The following is a 16,159-nucleotide window of genomic DNA, read 5'->3' on the forward strand; positions in this document are numbered from 1 at the left end:
AACGAGCTGTATGTATCAATAATTTTTGCTCAGAATCTTCTCAAGCGTGTCCGCAAACCTGACATCCTGCTCCTTCGTCCGCTTTGGGCTCCCCTTGGGGTGCTTTCCGGCACGGAGGAGCTTTTTGTTTTCATACCGCCGCAGCATGAGAGCGTCTATGTTGTCGGCGGTGTATTCCAGACCATTCTGGTTCAGCACGCGTGCGCACTTGGCAAGACACATGCTGGCCAGCCCGTAGTCCTGCGTCACAACCACATCTCCCGGTTTTACCCGGTTGACGAGAGCAAAATCCACGCTGTCCGCTCCTTTGTCGAACACCAGCGTCTGCGCACCTTCTCGCTCGATCTGGTGAGCTGTGTCGCACAGGATGATGACCGGAACGACAAACCGCTTTGCAATCTGCAACGTCAGATCGACCACGGGACAACCGTCTGCATCAATCAAAATGGTCATGTGTGTTCCTCCATCACCCACTGAAATGCTCTTGCGGTACGCAAATCGGCGTCTTTGAAATGCCCGCCGCTGTTCCACTCAAGGGTGCAGTCTGCGCCACGCTCTATAAGCCGGCTGTGCAGGGTGCGGATGTTATCGCCCACCGCAGCCATGACAGCATTTTTCGTATGCTCTTCCTTGTCGCCAAGGCTCAGATAAACGCGCTGTGCCTGTATCGGGTGCTGCTGTTCATACTCCATCCAGCCCGGAAACCATACAGAGGGCGAGGCGGCGGCGACACCGTAGAACAGATTAGTCTGGGTGGATGCCCACAAAGCAAACAATCCCGCCAGCGAATAGCCGCCCAGAATGATTTTGACGTTTTTCGGGAGAGGATACTGCTGCTTCAGTGACGGAATGACCTGATCTGTCAGGAAGCGCAATGTCTTCCCGGCCTTACCGCCAAACCCCTGCTTCCCCCACACGGCAGGAGACTTCCACGGAGAAAGTGCATCGTTCCAGCTTTCCACGGGCACGGCCGCAAACAAAAAGTGGTGCGCACTCTGTGCAATAGCGGCAACCTCGCTTTCCATGCTTTGCAGCTCGTGTTCGCCGGTCATTTGGAGCAGTAGGTATTCTGCATGGGCTTCGCCGTAAATGAGGCAAGGTCGGTTCCCGATTAGCATTGTCTGTGCGGTCATTGCGGCGTCCTCCCGAAAAAACTTTGATAAGCCCAGTATAGCAACTGAAAAATCATTTTGCAATTCAAAAGGCGTTCGCATTCGCAGACCCATTATAAACAAAACAGGAGGGACAGCTTGCGGGCTGTCCCTCCTGTTTTGTAAAGCGCTTATTCCAGATTCCCCGTCAGGGTCATGACGGCGGAGAGAACGGCCAGAGGGGCCGTCTCGCAGCGGAGGATGCGGGGGCCGAGGCCGACTGTTTTGGCACCGGCCTGGGCGGCCATCTCGGCTTCCTCGGCGGCAAAGCCGCCCTCGGCACCGGTGATGACGGCGATCTTCGGCTTTTTGCCGTCGGCGGGGCGGACATCGGCCAGCAGCTCCCGCAGCGGGGCACCGCCGCACTCGTAGCAGAAGAGCACGAGGTCGTACCCTTCCAGACTGCGGCAGACCGCGCCGAAGTTGGGCAGCGGCAGGGCCACATCCGGCAGGATGCCCCGGCCGCACTGCTTGGCGGCCTCGAAGGCGATGCGATTGTAGCGCTCGTTCTTCTGCTCCTCTTTCTTGGGGGCGGCCACGCAGTAGCGGCTGAAGAAGGGGACGAAATGAGCGCAGCCCAGCTCGACGCCGTGGCGGATGACCTGTTCCAGCTTGTCCTGCTTGGGATAGCCCGCAAAGAGGGTCACTTCCACGCTGGGTTCGGCGGCGCTGGGGTAGCCCGGCTCCACCGAGAACTCTACGGTCTCCGGGCCGAAGCCGGTGATGACGGCGGTGTATTCGACGGCGTTGCCATCGCAGAGGATGACGGTGTCGCCCAGCTTGCCCCGCATCACGCGGGCGAGGTGGTGGGCGTCCGCACCCCGCAGGGTGGCGGTGCCGTCGGCGATCTCAGTGGTAAAATAGCGGTGCGGCATAGTGGCTCCTATCCTGAACTTGCTCGCTCCAAAACGTTCCGAATCAGAAAGTTTTGTTCGGCTTATACAAACTGTATCCGACTGCCAAGAGCTCCCCGAACAGGGGAGCTGGCGCGGAACGCCTGAGCGATTATTTCCTGCGGCAGACGATGCACTCCCAGCCGCGCTTTTCCTTGACTTCCTGCACGGCGAGACCGGCGGCTTCCAGCCCGGCGATGACCTCATCCTTCCGGCTGTCGATGATGCCGCTGGCGATGAAAACGGCATCCTCGGCCATCAGGCCGGGGACGGCGGGGGCCAGAGACAGGATGGCGTTGGCGACGATGTTGGCGGTGATGATGTCATACGTGCCGCTGGCCTTGTCGGACAGGTCGCCCACCAGAACGGTGAGCTGGTCGGCCACGCCGTTCAGTGCGGCGTTTTCCCCGGCGGTGCGGACGGCCACGGGGTCGATGTCCACGCCTTCGGCAGAGGCCGCGCCCAGCTTGAGGGCGGCGATGGCGAGGATGCCGGAGCCCGTGCCGATGTCCAGCACCCGCTCGCCGCCCTTCACCCGCTCGTCCAGCGCTTCCAGGCAGAGGCTGGTGGTCTCGTGGCCGCCGGTGCCGAAGGCCAGACCGGGGTCGAGGATGAGCTTGACGCGGTCGGTGTCATATTCCTGCCAGGAGGGCACGATGGCGAGCCGCTGGCCAATCTCCATGGGGTGATAGTATTTGCGCCAGCCGTTCTGCCAGTCCTCCTGCTCCACACCCTCGGTCTCGACGGTGTAGGCGATGCCTGCCGCCTCCATCCGGGCGGCGATGAGGGCCAGCGTCTCCACCGGCGAAGCGCCCGGCTCCAGATACAGGTGGATGATGACCTGGTCGCGGGGCTTGTCCAGCAGCTCCTGCTCGATGAGGTCTACGTGTGCGATCTCGGCCACCTGCTGTTCGATGTCGCTGTAGTCTTCGATATAGATGCCGCCTTCGGCGATCATCGTGGCGACGGCCTCGGCGTTGTCAGCGTCGGCTTTGGCCACGGTCAGGCGGATGTCGGTCCATTCCATTGATAAAACCTCCTTCGGGATGTTGTGCACGGTTCGGGAATACCTATATAGTAACATAGACGCCGCCCCGGTGCAAGAAGTGCGCGGCAGAGGCAGCAGAATATAGAAAATTCACAAATAAGAAAATTATTTTCAAAGAGGGAGCTTGTATCCCATCAAAAACCCCAAAAACTTTTGACTGAAAAATGCAAAATCAAGGATTTTTGTATCATTCGCAAAGAAAGTGGCGAAAACCCCCTTTCTTTTTTTCTTAACATGTGTTAAGATATTGTTACGCAATTATGGACAGCCTGCAACCAGGGGCCTCCATAACAACAACATTCTTTAAGGAGGAATGTGTCTTATGATGAAATATCTCCAGAAACTGGGCAAGGCACTGATGCTTCCCGTCGCGGTCCTGCCGATCTGCGGCATCCTGATGGGTCTCGGCTATGCCTTTGCTCCGGGCGTTATGGGTGTGCCCGGTGCAGCAACTTCCGGCGCAGCTTATACCGTTGGCTTCCTGCTGGTCAAGGCAGGCGGCGCTCTGATCGACAACATGGCCTGGCTGTTCGCAATCGGTGCAGCAGTTGGTCTGGCAGATGACCACGATGGTACCGCTGGTCTGGCTGGCCTCGTCAGCTTCCTGATGATGCAGCAGCTGCTGAGCCCCGCCGTCGTCGGTGCAGTCCGCACCCTCGAAGAGGGCACCGCTACCTACATCGCTTTCCAGAAGGTCGCTGGCAACTCGTTCATCGGCATTCTGGCCGCTGTGGTGGGCGCGACCTGCTACAACAAGTTCAAGAACACCCAGCTGCCTGACTGGCTGGCGTTCTTCTCCGGCAAGCGCTTCGTTGCAATTGCCACCGGCCTGATCTCCATTGTGGTCTCTGTTGTTCTGCTGTTCGTCTGGCCCGTCATCTTCGGCGCGCTGGTCGCTCTGGGCAAGGGCATCGCAGGCATGGGCGGCATCGGCGCTGGTCTGTACGCCTTCCTGAACCGTCTGCTGATCCCCACCGGCCTGCACCACGCTCTGAACAACGTGTTCTGGTTCGATACCATCGGCCTGGGCGACCTGTCCCACTTCTGGGCTGGTGAGACCTCTGCGGATGTGGGCTGGAGCCTCGGCATGTACATGTCCGGCTTCTTCCCCTGCATGATGTTCGGTATTGCCGGTGCTGCTTTGGCAATGGTCAAGACCGCTAAGAACAAGAAGGCTGCCATCGGTCTGGTTCTGTCCGCTGCGATCTGCGCTTTCGTTTGCGGCGTTACCGAGCCGTTCGAGTTCGGCTTCATGTTCCTGTGCTTCCCGCTGTACGTTGTGTACTCTGCTCTGTACGGCATCTTCACCGTCATCACCTACTACTCCGGCTTCCGTGCTGGCTTCTGCTTCTCTGCTGGTGCGACCGACCTGGTCTTCTCCGCATCCCTGCCCGCAGCTGCTAAGACTTGGATGATCATTCCTCTGGGCATCGCTGCTTTCATCGTGTTCTATCTGGTGTTCTACTTTGCCATCACCAAGTTCGACCTGAAGACCCCCGGCCGTGAGGACGAGGACGCTGAAGAGGCTGAAAAGAAGATCACCCTGGCCAACAACAACTACACCGAAGTTGCTTCTGGTGTGCTGAAGGCCATCGGCGGCAAGGCAAACGTCTCCAGCGTGGACTACTGCGCTACCCGCCTGCGTTTCACCATCAAGGACTACACGCAGGTCGATGAAAAGGCTGTCAAGGCAGCAGGCGCAGCCGGTGTCATCCGTCCTGACAAGACTACCTGCCAGGTCATCATTGGCACCAAGGTCCAGTTCGTGTACGACGAGCTGAAGAAGATGCTGTGATCGCATCCTGAACCGTAATTTTATGCAGGAGACTGGTTGATCCTGCATCCGTTCCCGAAGGGCCGCTGAGGGCGGGCGTTCACGCCCATCTTCGGCGGCCCTTTTTTGTTCACACAAAACCGTTTTTTGAGCACTGCGACTGTGCTATACTGAAGACAACGAGAAAAAATCAGGAGGTTCCCACTATGAAGATCATTCGTGCAAAGGATTACAAGGATATGTCCCGCAAGGCGGCAAACATCATCTCCGCGCAGGTCATCATGAAGCCGAACTGTGTGCTGGGCCTGGCCACCGGCGGCACCCCTGTGGGCGCGTATGCCCAGCTGGTGGAGTGGTACAACAAGGGCGATGTGGACTTCTCGGAGGTCACCACCGTCAACCTGGACGAGTACCGCGGCCTGCCCAAGGAGCATCCGGAGAGCTACTGGAGCTTCATGCACAAGAACCTGTTTGACCATGTGAACATCCGCCCGGAGGCCATCCACCTGCCCGACGGCACCAACCCCGATGCAGCAGACGCCTGCGCAAAGTACAACGAGATCATCCACAGCGTGGGCGGCATCGACCTGCAGCTGCTGGGCCTTGGCCCCAACGGCCACATCGGCTTCAACGAGCCGGGCGAAGCCTTTGAGCTGGAGACCCACTGCGTGGACCTGACCGCTGCCACCATCGAGGCCAACAAGCGCTTCTTTGACGGCAACGAGGACCTCGTGCCCAAGCAGGCCTACACCATGGGCATCAAGACCATCATGCAGGCTCGCAAGGTGCTGGTGGTGGCCAACGGTCTGGCCAAGGCCAAGGCCGTCAAGGCCGTCGTGTCCGGCCCCGTCACCCCGGAGTGTCCGGGTTCCATCCTGCAGATGCACCCCGACTGCATCCTGGTGGCTGACGAAGAGGCACTGAGCCTGCTGTGACCCTCTCAGGCAAAGCCTTGCGGCTTTGCCAGCTCCCCCAAAGGGGGAGCCATTGGCAGCAAGGCATTGCGGGAGCGTAAAGAAAAACAGCAGCAAACAGCTCGATTATAGAGGCTTCAATTATGATCATCAAACATGCAAAGATCTATACCCCCCGTCATACGTTCGAGGAGGGGGACCTGTTCATCCGGGAGGGGCGCATCGTGCCCTTTGCACAGCCGGAAGCAGGCGAAGAAGTTCTGGATGCCAGGGGCGCTTATGCCCTGCCCGGCCTTGTGGACATTCATTTCCACGGTGCCATGGGCAAGGACTTCTGCGACGGAACGGAAGAGGCCATCCAGACGCTGGCCGACTTTGAAGCCAGCAAGGGTGTGCTGGCCATCTGCCCCGCGACCATGACCTTCTCGGAAGAGATCCTGAACGGCGTCATGGATGCGGCTGCGGCCCACCGGAACGGCAAGGGCGCAGACCTTGTCGGCATCAACATGGAAGGCCCCTTCATCAGCCCGAAGAAGGTCGGCGCACAGAACCCGGAATACCTCCATCCTGCCGATGTGGGGATGTTCCGCCGCTTGCAGAAGCGCGCGAACGGCCTCATCAAGCTGGTGGACGTGGCCCCCGAAGAGCCGGGTGCGCTGGAGTTCATCCGGGAGTGCCGCGGGGAGGTCCGCATCTCCATCGCCCACACCTGCACCAGCTACGATACCGCCTGCGCGGCTTTTGACGCCGGTGCCACCCACATGACCCACCTCTACAATGCCATGCCCGGCATCACCCACCGCGCGCCCGGCCCCATCATTGCGGCGCTGGAGCGCGACGCAGAAGTCGAGCTCATCACCGACAATGTCCACATCCATCCGGCCATGGTCCGCTTCACCTTCCGCACCTTCGGCGACGACCACGTCATCCTCATCGCCGACAGCATGATGGCCTGCGGCCTGCCCGATGGGCAGTACAGCCTGGGCGGACAGGCGGTCACGGTCAAGGGCCCGCGCGCCACGCTGACCGAACAGCCCGGCACCATCGCCGGAAGCGCGACCTGCCTGTACGACTGCATGAAGCGGGCTGTGCTGGAGATGGGCGTCCCGCTGGAGAGCGCCGTCCGCGCCGCCAGCGAAAACCCCGCCCGGAGCATCGGCATCGACAACGACTACGGCAGCCTGAGCGCCGGACGGTACGGCAATGTCATTCTGGCCGACGAAGCGCTCAACATTCAGGCTGTCGTCCAGAAAGGAACCCGCATCCTATGAATCCCGTGACCCTGACCTGGCGGCTGCTGACCGCCGAAGAGCTGACGAAGGTGTACCTCGACGAGATGCGCCGCGATTTTCCCCAGAGCGAGCTCAAGCCCCTGAGCATGATCCTGAACAGCGAAGCCGCCGGAACCGCCCACACCTGGGGCATCTACGACGGCGATGCACTGGCCGCCTATCTGCTGATGGTGCGCCCTGTGGGCTGCGCCATGAGCCAGCTGGACTACTTTGCCGTCCTGCCCCGGTACCGGGCCTCCGGTCTGGGCGCGGCATTGCTGGCAGAGCTGCCCGGCCACGAAAACGGCTGTCAGGCCATCCTCATTGAGGCTGAGTGCCCCGAAAAAGCCGAGGACGAGGCCATGGCCGTCCGCCGTCTGGGCTTCTACGCCCGATGCGGGGCTGTGGATGTGGGCTGGACGGAGCATCTCTTCGACGCCTGGTTCCGGGTGCTGGTGCTGCCCTGCGGCCGGACCACCCCGGATGCGGAGACCACCGTGCAGGGGCTGGCTGACTGCTACCGCCGCACGATGGGCGATCCGCAGTGGAAAAAACACGTCACATTCTACCGCCCGGATGGGGCCGAAGCCCGGTTCTGACCAAAGTTTGCATTCAAACTGTGCCGCCTGCCTCTGCACCTTGCGGGGGTGGGCGGCTTTTTACTGAAAAAAAGACGCTTGACAGGCTGGAACAATATGGTATGCTTAACTTGACAAACGACTGAAAATGGATCAGACCGGGCAAGGAGGAAACAAGATATGGAACAAACATTTTCCCGCCGCGGATTTTTGAAGGGTGCCGCCGCTGCGGCGTTGGCCGTCTCGGCCATGGGCCTGACCGGATGCAGCACAGATGCCGGATCAGAGCCGTCCACGGCGGTGATCCTGGGCGACTATAAGGTGGATCTGGACCTGAAGCGCTCCGTACTGGGCAAAAACGGGGATGGCAGTGCGACCGTCAAGCTGTCGGTCTTTGTGACCAACAACGACGCCGGTGCCGCCGCGATGCCCTTCATCCGGAGCATGTTCCCCTCGCTGTATGCCGGGGAGACGGAGCTGAAAGCGGGCAACTCCAAGACGGAGTTCGCCACTCTGCCGATGCGGGTGCCGACCGAGTGCACCCCAAGCTTCATCATCGAAGACGCCGACCTGTACCAGCAGGTCAACAGCGGCGCGGTAGACCTGAAACTGACCGTCAAGCTTTCAGGCCAGACGGCTGTGTATACCCTGAATTTTGGTACGCTGACCAAAACGGTCGAAAAGATTGGATAAGGAGGAACCGAAGATGGAACTGACCCGTCGTGGATTTTTGAAGAGTGTGGGCGCAGCAACGCTGGCTGTGGCCGCTGTGGGTCTGCTGGGCGGCTGCGAAGGCGGCGAGATGGTGGGCAACGCCAACGGCCTGAACGATACCGCTGAGCTGAAGGGCATCAAGATGACCGTGCGGTCTCTGGCTTACGCAAGCTATTCGGACGGCACCTTCTATCTGGTGCCGGAAGTGCTCATCAACAACGGCAGCGCGGCCGGGATCCCGCTGAATCCCACCGGCGGCAGCTTCAAGCTGCGGGTGAACGGCTCGGAGGAACTGGACATCAACTCCGACACCATGGCCATTCTGAACAAGAACTCTAAGCTGAACGCTCTGGATACCCGCACCCTGAACCGCGGCCAGTACGCAAAGGGCCATCTGTGCGGCAAGGGCAGCGGCGTGTCGAAGTTTAATTACGTGCAGGTGCTGTTCTACCCGAACCCGCAGGACGCCAAGACCTACCTGTGCTGCAAGATCGCAGCCAAGGAAGCTTCCCTGATGCTGGGCATCTGAGCGCCAGAGCAAACCCCTCCAAGCCGGAGCTGTGCGAGCCGCACAGCTCCGGCTTTTTTGATTGTGTAGTCTGCACAAGCAGAGCGGGGCATTTTTGGCAGTTGGCGCGGAACTGTAAAATCCGGCGCAACGATTTTCACACCGGAAGAGCCGGAATTTTACAAAGCAGGAAAAGCCTGTGCAAACAATTTACTTCGATTTTTCCCGCGCGTGGTCGCAGCGGCAGAAGGACGGCGGTACAATAAAGGCGTTCCAAGGGAAAACACAAAAAGGAAAAAAGGACCGGGAAAATACGACCCGGATATGGTCATGGAGGAAAACATTATGAAAAAGATCGCGCGCCGTTCGTTCCTTGCTGTTTGTGGTGCCGCAGCCGCTGCTGCTGCCCTGACCGCCTGCGGCGGTTCCGCTTCTTCCACTGCGGCTTCTTCCGCCGCTGCATCCACGGCCTCTTCGGCCGCCTCCACTGCTTCCGGCAGCCTGTCCGGCAATGTGGCCACCGGCGGTTCCACTTCCATGAAGAATGTCATCGCCGCCCTGACCGAAGGCTTCGCGGAGGTGGAGCCGGGCGTCACCGTCAGCTATGACCCCACCGGTTCCGGTGCCGGCATCACCGGTGCGACCGATAAGACTCTGGACATCGGCCTGTCCTCCCGCGCCCTGAAGGACGACGAGAAGAACGATGTGGACGGCACCATCATCGCACTGGACGGCATCGCCATCATCGTGAACAAGGCCAGCAAGGTCGAGGACCTGACCGTCGATCAGCTCAAGCAGATGTTCACCGGCGAGATCACCAACTGGTCTGAGGTCGGCGGCGACGACGGCGAGATCGTTCTGATCGGCCGTGAGGCTGGCTCCGGCACCCGCGACGGCTTCGAGAGCATCGTGGATGTCAAGGACTCCTGCAAGTATGCACAGGAGCTGACCGCGACCGGCGCTGTCATCAGCGCCGTCGAGGCCAACCCGCTGGCCATCGGCTACGCTTCCCTGTCTGCCGTCGGCGAGACCGTGAAGATGGTCACGGTCGGCGGTGTGGCCTGCAGCGAGGAGACCGTCAAGGACGGCAGCTATGAGGTCCAGCGTCCCTTCGTCTTCGTCACCAACAAGTCCGTCACCCTGTCCGAGCAGGCGCAGGCCTTCTTCGACTTCGCCACCAGCGCCGATGCTGCGGACCTCATCCGTACCGCCGGTGCAGTGCCTGTGAATGAGTAATCGAGTATGAAACAAAACGCTTCGCTTCTGAAAAAGATCGAGCTGCCCCGCACCCCCGCCGAGTGGCTGGAAGCTGTGATGAACTTCCTCTTCTTCCTCTGCGGCATCCTGGCAGTGGGCTGCGTGGTGCTCATCTCGGTGTACATGATTGCTTCGGGTGTGCCGGCCATCCGGAAGATCGGCCTGTTCCGCTTCCTGTTCGGCACCGAGTGGGCCTCCACGGCCGCAGACCCGAAGTACGGCATCCTGCCCTTCATCCTGTCCAGCGTGTACGGCACACTGGGTGCGACCCTCATCGGTGTGCCGGTGGGCCTGCTGACGGCGGTGTTCCTCTCGAAGGCCGCCGGGCCCCGTGTGCGCACGGTGGTCGTCACGGCCATCGAGCTGCTGAGCGGCATCCCCAGCGTCGTGTTCGGCCTGCTGGGGATGCAGGTGCTCGTCCCCGCAGTGGCCAGGGCCTTTGGCAAGGCATCCGGTGCCTGTCTGCTGAGCGCCATCGTGGTGCTGGCCATCATGATCCTGCCCAGCATCGTGTCCGTGTCGGTCACAGCGCTGAACGCCGTCCCGCCGGAGTATGAGCAGGGCAGCCTGGCGCTGGGTGCCACCGACACCGAGACCTGGTTCAAGATCAGTGTCCCCGCCGCGAAGAGCGGCATCGCCGCCGGCATCGTGCTGGGCATCGGCCGCGCCATCGGCGAGGCCATGGCGGTGATGATGGTGGCGGGCAACAGCCCCAATATGCCGGACAGCCTGTTCCGGAGCGTCACCTTCCTGACCACCGCCATTGCCAAGGAGATGAGCTACGCCAGCGGCCTGCAGAAGCAGGCACTGTTCAGCATCGCGCTGGTGCTGTTCGTCTTCATCATGCTCATCAATGTGGTGCTGAATGTTGTGCTGAAGGGAGGAGACCGCGATGAACGCTGAGTTCTCCCCGGCCCGCAGGGCCTGGAACCGCTTCTTCACCGCCGCTGTCTGGGCCGCTGCCGTTCTGGTCATGGCGCTGGTGGCGGGCATCATCGGGATGGTGCTGGTGCGTGGCCTGCCCCACATCAGCTGGAAGTTCCTGACCACCACGGCCAGCGTCCTCAAGGGGACGGACGGCATCCTGCCGGCCATCCTCAACACGCTGTATGTCATCGTGCTGACGTTGCTCATCGTGCTGCCGCTGGGCGTGGGAGCTGCGGTCTACCTGACCGAGTACGCCACCAACCGCCGCATCATCGAGGTCATCGAGTTCACCAACGAGACGCTGGCGGGCATCCCCAGCATCATCTATGGTCTGGTGGGTATGCTGGTCTTCGCCCAGGCGCTGGGCTTCCAGACCTGCCTGCTCTCCGGCTGCCTGACGCTGGTCATCATGAACCTGCCCACCATCATCCGCACCACCCAGGAATCCCTGAAGACGGTGCCCCAGGGCTACCGCGAGGGGGCCATGGGGCTGGGCGCGGGCAAGTGGCACATCATCCGCACCATCGTGCTGCCCTGCAGCATCGACGGCATCGTGACCGGCTGCATCCTGGCCGTGGGCCGCATCGTGGGCGAAAGCGCCGCGCTGCTCTTCACCGCCGGTGCTGCCGAGGTCATCGCCAAGGGCGTTGCAAAGGCCTACACCTCCAACGGTGCGACCCTCTCGGTCCTGCTCTATCTGCGGGCCTTTGAGGACGGCGACTTCGATTCCGCCTGGGCCATCGGCGCGGTGCTGCTGGTGTTGGTGCTGGTCATCAACCTGGCTGCCCGCCTGGCCAGGACCAAGTTGAAACAGAAACAATAAAAGGGAAAAAGAACCCTCTCCGTCAGTGCTTCCGCACTGACACCTCTCCCGAAGGGCGAGGTTCAGAAGTGCCGGTCAATGCAGAACAAAAGCTCTCCCTTTGGGAGAGCTGGCGAGCGCAGCGAGACTGAGAGGGTCGTTTCCAATCAAATACGAGGATTTTGTCTATGACAGAGACTGCTCCCATCATCACCGCTAAGGACCTCAACCTCTGGTACGGTGATTTCAAGGCACTGAAGGATATTTCGCTGGATGTGGGCGAGCGCGAGATCACTGCGCTCATCGGCCCGTCCGGCTGCGGCAAGTCCACCTTTCTGAAAACACTGAACCGGATGAACGACCTGGTCCCCGGCGTCCGCATCGAGGGCGATGTCCGGCTGCGGGGGCAGGATATCTTCGCCCGCGAGATGCAGCTCACCGAACTGCGCCGCCGGGTGGGCATGGTGTTCCAGAAGGCCAACCCCTTCCCCATGAGCATCTACGATAACATCACCTACGGCCCCAAGCTCCACGGGGTGCACAACAAAGCCGAGCTTGACGAGCTGGTGGAAAGCTCCCTGAAGGGCGCTGCCCTCTGGAACGAGGTCAAGGACCGCCTGAAGAAGAGCGCCCTGGGCCTTTCCGGCGGCCAGCAGCAGCGCCTGTGCATCGCACGCGCTCTGGCCGTCAAGCCCGAAGTGCTGCTGATGGATGAGCCCACCAGCGCCCTCGACCCCGGCTCCACGATGAAGGTCGAAGAGCTGATGAGCGAGCTGAAAAAGGACTACACCGTGGTCATCGTCACCCACAACATGCAGCAGGCGGCCCGCATCAGCGACCGCACCGCGTTCTTCCTGCTGGGCGAGCTGGTGGAGGCCGGCCCCACGGCGCAGATCTTCAGCACCCCGCAGGACAAGCGCACCGAAGATTACATTTCCGGCCGGTTCGGCTGATGAGGGAGGTCACAGTATGACAGTTCGCACACAATACGAGGCCGACCTTACCGCCCTGAAGGCGGCGCTGGTCGAGATGGGCCAGAACTCCGCCGACGCGGTGGAGGCCGCGCTGGAGGCCCTCTGCACCGCTGACGCCGCGGCTGCTGCCGCTATCGTCAAGGGCGATGGCCGGATCAACAACATGGAGCGGGACATCGAGCATCGCTGCATGACCCTGCTGCTCCGCCAGCAGCCGGTGGCGGGCGACCTGCGCCGCATCTCCACGGCCATAAAGGTCGTTACCGACATCGAGCGCATGGGCGACCATGCCGCCGACATCGCGGAGATTATCCCCCACCTCGTCACCGTCCGCAGGGACGGCGACCCGGCGGTCAGCCAGGCCATCCGGATGGGCCAGAAAGCCCACAAGATGATCCTGGACGCCCTCGCCGCCCTGGCCGGGGAGGATGAGCCTGCCGCCCAGAAAGTCATTGCCGCCGACGACGAGGTGGACTATGACTTCAACGCCATCAAGCACACCCTCGCTGAGGAGATCGCCGCCGACCCCGCCAAGGTGGACGCCGCGCTCGACCTGCTGATGGTCATCAAGTATCTGGAGCGCATCGGCGACCACGCCGTCAACGTGGCCGAGTGGGTGGAGTTCGTCCGCACCGGACGCTACCACAACGAGAATATGTTTTGAGTTTCTCCCGGAAGATTTTGTGTTTTCCTCACGTTTCCGGAAAAGCTGCCGCCTGTGCCGGGCGGCGGCTTTTTTGGTGTGAAATTGTGAAAGTTTTGGTCTGCTCAAAATTTTAGGGAACTGCTGCAATCTTTTGCCAGGTACGACCGTATTATGGTCAGAAGGGCTTCCCAGAAAGCCCATGGAACTGGCAGCGGCGGGCGTCCGGCATCCCCCTTTTGTCCCCTCGCCCGCCGCGCCGCAACGGAGGACCAGATTCTTATGAAACACATGCAGAAATTTCCGCTGGAAGCGCGCGGCGAGACGGTCAGCCGGGAAGCGCTGGTCCAGGCGGCCTTACAGGAGATCACCCAGAACTACCGCGAAGCAAGTCTTTCCAACGTAGCGCGCACCTATGGCGTTTCGCTGGCCTATGTCAGCGAGTGCGTCCGCACACAGACCGGCAAGACCTACAAGGAACTGCTTCAGAAGCACCGGATGGAGACGGCGGCCCGCCTGCTGCGCCGCAGCGATTTGAACATTCAGCAGATCATCACCCAGGTGGGCTACGAGAACACGAGCTACTTCTACCGCCTGTTCCACGAGCGCTACGGCCAGAGCCCCCGCGAGTACCGCAATGCCCGCCAGCGCCGCCCCCGTGCGTGATGTGCGGGTTCCTTTCCGGCGGCCCTCTCCGCTTTTTGGCGGAGGGGGCCGTTTTGTGTCCGGACAAAACTGGAATTTCGGCCCGGATTGTGATAAAATGAGACCAATAGACTGGATGCGTCGGTTTCTGCGCATCGCAAGAGAGGGTGAATGAACATGTTTCGTGGAGCGAGACGCTCTGATCTGGACGCTATCATGCAAATTTATGCCCGCGCCCGGCAGGAAATGGCCGCCAGCGGCAACCCGACCCAGTGGGGGACGAGTTTTCCCCCGCAGGACCTGATCGAAGAGGACATCGACACCAACCGCCTGTTCGTATATCTGCACAACGGTGAGATGGAGGCCGTGTTCGCCTTCGTCCTCGGCCCGGACCCGACCTATGCAAAGATCGAAGACGGCCAGTGGCTGAACGATGCGCTGCCCTATGGCACCATCCACCGGCTGGCCTCGGCGGGCAAGCGCCCCAGCGTGGCGACCGATGTCATCAACTGGTGTCTGGAGCACTGCGAGAGCCTGCGGGCCGATACCCACGCGGACAACAAGATCATGCAGCACCTGCTGGAAAAGAACGGCTTCACCCGCTGCGGCATCATCCATGTGGCCGATGGAACGCCCCGCATCGCCTACCAGCGCCTGTCGCGGGAAGGGATGGCACGATGAACGAAGCGCTGAACGAAGCCGTTGCCGCCCTGCGGCCGGAGATGACCGCCGCTTTGCAGCGGCTGGTGCGGAAGAAGAGCGTGGAAGGGCCGGAGCTGCCCGGCAAGCCCTTCGGTGCAGATGTGGACGCCTGCTTTACGGAGGCGCTGACCCTCTGCCGTGAGCTGGGGTTCGAGACGACCGACCTCGACCGGTACATCGGCTGGTGCGAGATCGGTTCCGGCGACAAGATGGTGGCCGTGCTGGGCCATCTGGACGTCGTGCCCGAAGGCGAGGGCTGGCACCACCCGCCCTATGGGGCCGAGATCGTGGACGGTCGGCTCTTTGGCCGGGGAGCCATCGACGACAAGGGCCCGGTGGTGGCCAGCCTGTTTGCGCTGAAGGCCATCCGGGACCTGAACATCCCGCTCCGGCGCCGGGTGCGGCTGCTCTTCGGCCTGAACGAAGAAACCAACGACCGGGATGTCTTCTATTACCGCGACCACGGCGGCGAGATCCCGGTGCTGGGTTTTACGCCCGATGGTGAATATCCGCTCATCAACGGCGAAAAGGGCATCCTGAACGAGAGCTATGCGGTGCAGCTGCACCAGACCGGGGCCTGGAAGCTGGTCTCGGTCCGGGGCGGCGTGGCCGGCAACGTGGTGCCGGACTACGCCTGCGCCGAGCTGACCGCTCCGGCGGGGGCTTCCCTTCCGGCGGCTGCGCACATCACCTGCACCGCCATCCCCGGCGGCTGGAAGGTGGAAGCCGACGGCGTTTCGGCCCACGGCAGCCACCCCGAACAGGGGCAGAATGCCATCGGGCGGCTGGCGCTCTATCTGGAACAGCTCCCGCTGGAAGGCGACGCCGGGAAGGCCGTGGCCTTCCTGGCAGAAACGCTGGGCATGGACCCCTACGGCGAACGGCTGCTGGGCCACCGGCTGGAAGACGACCTCTCCGGCCCCATGAGCTGCAATCTGGGCCTCATCGAGGGCGACGAGACGCACCTCTGGGTCAAGCTGAACTACCGCTACCCCGTCACCAAAACGGTGGACGACTGCGCTCCCGCCGTCAAGGCCGCCTTCGAGGCCGCCGGCTGGGCGCTGGACCAGTCCGTCCATAAACAGAAGCTCTATTACCCGGAGCAGGCCCCGCTCGTGCAGGCGCTGCTGGGCGTCTACCGCGACGCCACCGGCGACCGGTCTGCCCCCAAGTGCATCGGCGGCGGCACCTATGCCAAAGTCCTGCCCAACACGGTGGCCTTCGGCCCCCTCTTCGACGGCGACCCGGTGACGGAACATCAGCCGGACGAGTTTATCGACCTGGACCGTCTGGTGCAGAACGCACAGATCATCGCGCAGGCTGTGGTCAAACTGGCCAACCTGCCGCTGGAATAAGGA

The 16,159-nt window shown here is 61.6% G+C and carries 18 protein-coding genes; 14 read left to right on the forward strand and 4 right to left on the reverse strand.

Annotated features, from left to right (window positions below):
* Positions 1-15 precede the first annotated feature (15 nt).
* The 4 genes from I5P96_RS00965 to prmA form a co-directional block, all read right to left on the reverse strand.
* On the reverse strand, positions 16-453 hold the full coding sequence (locus I5P96_RS00965) for a DUF188 domain-containing protein (protein ID WP_223382772.1): 438 nt from the start codon (positions 451-453) through the stop codon (positions 16-18).
* Positions 450-1,118 (reverse strand): alpha/beta hydrolase, encoded by a 669-nt coding sequence (locus tag I5P96_RS00970; protein ID WP_223383772.1) that lies wholly within the window; start codon positions 1,116-1,118, stop codon positions 450-452. Before I5P96_RS00970 ends, I5P96_RS00965 begins: the two co-directional genes overlap by 4 nt.
* A gap of 164 nt (positions 1,119-1,282) precedes the next feature.
* Positions 1,283-2,026, reverse strand: coding sequence for an RsmE family RNA methyltransferase (locus tag I5P96_RS00975; RefSeq protein WP_097791732.1), 744 nt, complete (start codon positions 2,024-2,026; stop codon positions 1,283-1,285).
* A gap of 130 nt (positions 2,027-2,156) precedes the next feature.
* The gene (gene prmA / locus I5P96_RS00980; RefSeq protein WP_223382773.1) at positions 2,157-3,071 is read right to left on the reverse strand and encodes a 50S ribosomal protein L11 methyltransferase; all 915 of its coding nucleotides are present in this window, start codon (positions 3,069-3,071) and stop codon (positions 2,157-2,159) included.
* Positions 3,072-3,414: 343 nt separating this feature from the next.
* Here prmA and I5P96_RS00985 point away from each other — a divergent pair, with 343 nt between their 5' ends.
* From I5P96_RS00985 to I5P96_RS01050, 14 genes are all read left to right on the forward strand, one after another.
* Positions 3,415-4,887, forward strand: a complete 1,473-nt coding sequence (locus tag I5P96_RS00985) for a PTS transporter subunit EIIC (RefSeq protein WP_223382774.1) — start codon at positions 3,415-3,417, stop codon at positions 4,885-4,887.
* 185 nt (positions 4,888-5,072) lie between these two features.
* Positions 5,073-5,801, forward strand: a complete 729-nt coding sequence (gene nagB, locus I5P96_RS00990; protein ID WP_118553740.1) for a glucosamine-6-phosphate deaminase — start codon at positions 5,073-5,075, stop codon at positions 5,799-5,801.
* A 122-nt stretch (positions 5,802-5,923) separates the two neighbouring features.
* The gene (nagA, locus tag I5P96_RS00995; RefSeq protein WP_223382775.1) at positions 5,924-7,051 is read left to right on the forward strand and encodes an N-acetylglucosamine-6-phosphate deacetylase; all 1,128 of its coding nucleotides are present in this window, start codon (positions 5,924-5,926) and stop codon (positions 7,049-7,051) included.
* Positions 7,048-7,650: a GNAT family N-acetyltransferase gene (locus I5P96_RS01000; RefSeq protein ID WP_223382776.1), complete on the forward strand. Its 603-nt coding sequence runs from the start codon at positions 7,048-7,050 to the stop codon at positions 7,648-7,650. The genes nagA and I5P96_RS01000 overlap by 4 nt, the downstream gene beginning before the upstream one ends.
* A gap of 159 nt (positions 7,651-7,809) precedes the next feature.
* Positions 7,810-8,322 carry a twin-arginine translocation signal domain-containing protein gene (locus tag I5P96_RS01005; RefSeq protein ID WP_223382777.1) on the forward strand — a complete coding sequence of 171 codons (513 nt, stop codon included), beginning with the start codon at positions 7,810-7,812 and terminating at the stop codon, positions 8,320-8,322.
* Positions 8,323-8,335: 13 nt separating this feature from the next.
* The gene (locus I5P96_RS01010; protein WP_118553736.1) at positions 8,336-8,872 is read left to right on the forward strand and encodes a twin-arginine translocation signal domain-containing protein; all 537 of its coding nucleotides are present in this window, start codon (positions 8,336-8,338) and stop codon (positions 8,870-8,872) included.
* Between the two features lie 324 nt (positions 8,873-9,196).
* Complete coding sequence (locus I5P96_RS01015; protein ID WP_223382778.1) at positions 9,197-10,087, forward strand: phosphate ABC transporter substrate-binding protein; 891 nt, start codon at positions 9,197-9,199, stop codon at positions 10,085-10,087.
* A 6-nt stretch (positions 10,088-10,093) separates the two neighbouring features.
* Positions 10,094-11,011 carry a phosphate ABC transporter permease subunit PstC gene (gene pstC / locus I5P96_RS01020; RefSeq protein WP_207686675.1) on the forward strand — a complete coding sequence of 306 codons (918 nt, stop codon included), beginning with the start codon at positions 10,094-10,096 and terminating at the stop codon, positions 11,009-11,011.
* Positions 11,001-11,858: a phosphate ABC transporter permease PstA gene (pstA, locus tag I5P96_RS01025; RefSeq protein ID WP_223382779.1), complete on the forward strand. Its 858-nt coding sequence runs from the start codon at positions 11,001-11,003 to the stop codon at positions 11,856-11,858. Before pstC ends, pstA begins: the two co-directional genes overlap by 11 nt.
* Before the next feature lie 167 nt (positions 11,859-12,025).
* A complete protein-coding gene (gene pstB / locus I5P96_RS01030) occupies positions 12,026-12,790 on the forward strand; it encodes a phosphate ABC transporter ATP-binding protein PstB (protein WP_223382780.1) in 765 nt (254 codons plus the stop codon).
* Between the two features lie 16 nt (positions 12,791-12,806).
* Positions 12,807-13,475 (forward strand): phosphate signaling complex protein PhoU, encoded by a 669-nt coding sequence (gene phoU / locus I5P96_RS01035; RefSeq protein ID WP_223382781.1) that lies wholly within the window; start codon positions 12,807-12,809, stop codon positions 13,473-13,475.
* Positions 13,476-13,736: 261 nt separating this feature from the next.
* The gene (locus I5P96_RS01040) at positions 13,737-14,120 is read left to right on the forward strand and encodes a helix-turn-helix transcriptional regulator (RefSeq protein ID WP_223382782.1); all 384 of its coding nucleotides are present in this window, start codon (positions 13,737-13,739) and stop codon (positions 14,118-14,120) included.
* Positions 14,121-14,270: 150 nt separating this feature from the next.
* The gene (locus tag I5P96_RS01045; protein ID WP_411703355.1) at positions 14,271-14,780 is read left to right on the forward strand and encodes an N-acetyltransferase; all 510 of its coding nucleotides are present in this window, start codon (positions 14,271-14,273) and stop codon (positions 14,778-14,780) included.
* Positions 14,777-16,156 (forward strand): Sapep family Mn(2+)-dependent dipeptidase, encoded by a 1,380-nt coding sequence (locus I5P96_RS01050; RefSeq protein WP_223382783.1) that lies wholly within the window; start codon positions 14,777-14,779, stop codon positions 16,154-16,156. Before I5P96_RS01045 ends, I5P96_RS01050 begins: the two co-directional genes overlap by 4 nt.
* Positions 16,157-16,159: the final 3 nt, after the last annotated feature.

The organism is Faecalibacterium prausnitzii, from assembly GCF_019967995.1.
GTDB classification, from domain to species: domain Bacteria; phylum Bacillota; class Clostridia; order Oscillospirales; family Ruminococcaceae; genus Faecalibacterium; species Faecalibacterium prausnitzii_E.

Coding starts and splice junctions, on each gene's coding strand:
- I5P96_RS00985 (WP_223382774.1), top strand. CDS start 3,415: ATGATGAAATATCTCCAGAAACTGGGCAAGGCACTGATGCTTCCCGTC.
- I5P96_RS01050 (WP_223382783.1), top strand. CDS start 14,777: ATGAACGAAGCGCTGAACGAAGCCGTTGCCGCCCTGCGGCCGGAGATG.
- I5P96_RS01005 (WP_223382777.1), top strand. CDS start 7,810: ATGGAACAAACATTTTCCCGCCGCGGATTTTTGAAGGGTGCCGCCGCT.
- nagA (WP_223382775.1), top strand. CDS start 5,924: ATGATCATCAAACATGCAAAGATCTATACCCCCCGTCATACGTTCGAG.
- I5P96_RS01040 (WP_223382782.1), top strand. CDS start 13,737: ATGAAACACATGCAGAAATTTCCGCTGGAAGCGCGCGGCGAGACGGTC.
- I5P96_RS01045 (WP_411703355.1), top strand. CDS start 14,271: ATGAACATGTTTCGTGGAGCGAGACGCTCTGATCTGGACGCTATCATG.
- I5P96_RS00965 (WP_223382772.1), bottom strand. CDS start 453: ATGACCATTTTGATTGATGCAGACGGTTGTCCCGTGGTCGATCTGACG.
- I5P96_RS01000 (WP_223382776.1), top strand. CDS start 7,048: ATGAATCCCGTGACCCTGACCTGGCGGCTGCTGACCGCCGAAGAGCTG.
- I5P96_RS01010 (WP_118553736.1), top strand. CDS start 8,336: ATGGAACTGACCCGTCGTGGATTTTTGAAGAGTGTGGGCGCAGCAACG.
- pstB (WP_223382780.1), top strand. CDS start 12,026: ATGACAGAGACTGCTCCCATCATCACCGCTAAGGACCTCAACCTCTGG.
- I5P96_RS01015 (WP_223382778.1), top strand. CDS start 9,197: ATGAAAAAGATCGCGCGCCGTTCGTTCCTTGCTGTTTGTGGTGCCGCA.
- pstC (WP_207686675.1), top strand. CDS start 10,094: ATGAAACAAAACGCTTCGCTTCTGAAAAAGATCGAGCTGCCCCGCACC.
- prmA (WP_223382773.1), bottom strand. CDS start 3,071: ATGGAATGGACCGACATCCGCCTGACCGTGGCCAAAGCCGACGCTGAC.
- pstA (WP_223382779.1), top strand. CDS start 11,001: ATGAACGCTGAGTTCTCCCCGGCCCGCAGGGCCTGGAACCGCTTCTTC.
- nagB (WP_118553740.1), top strand. CDS start 5,073: ATGAAGATCATTCGTGCAAAGGATTACAAGGATATGTCCCGCAAGGCG.
- phoU (WP_223382781.1), top strand. CDS start 12,807: ATGACAGTTCGCACACAATACGAGGCCGACCTTACCGCCCTGAAGGCG.
- I5P96_RS00970 (WP_223383772.1), bottom strand. CDS start 1,118: ATGCTAATCGGGAACCGACCTTGCCTCATTTACGGCGAAGCCCATGCA.
- I5P96_RS00975 (WP_097791732.1), bottom strand. CDS start 2,026: ATGCCGCACCGCTATTTTACCACTGAGATCGCCGACGGCACCGCCACC.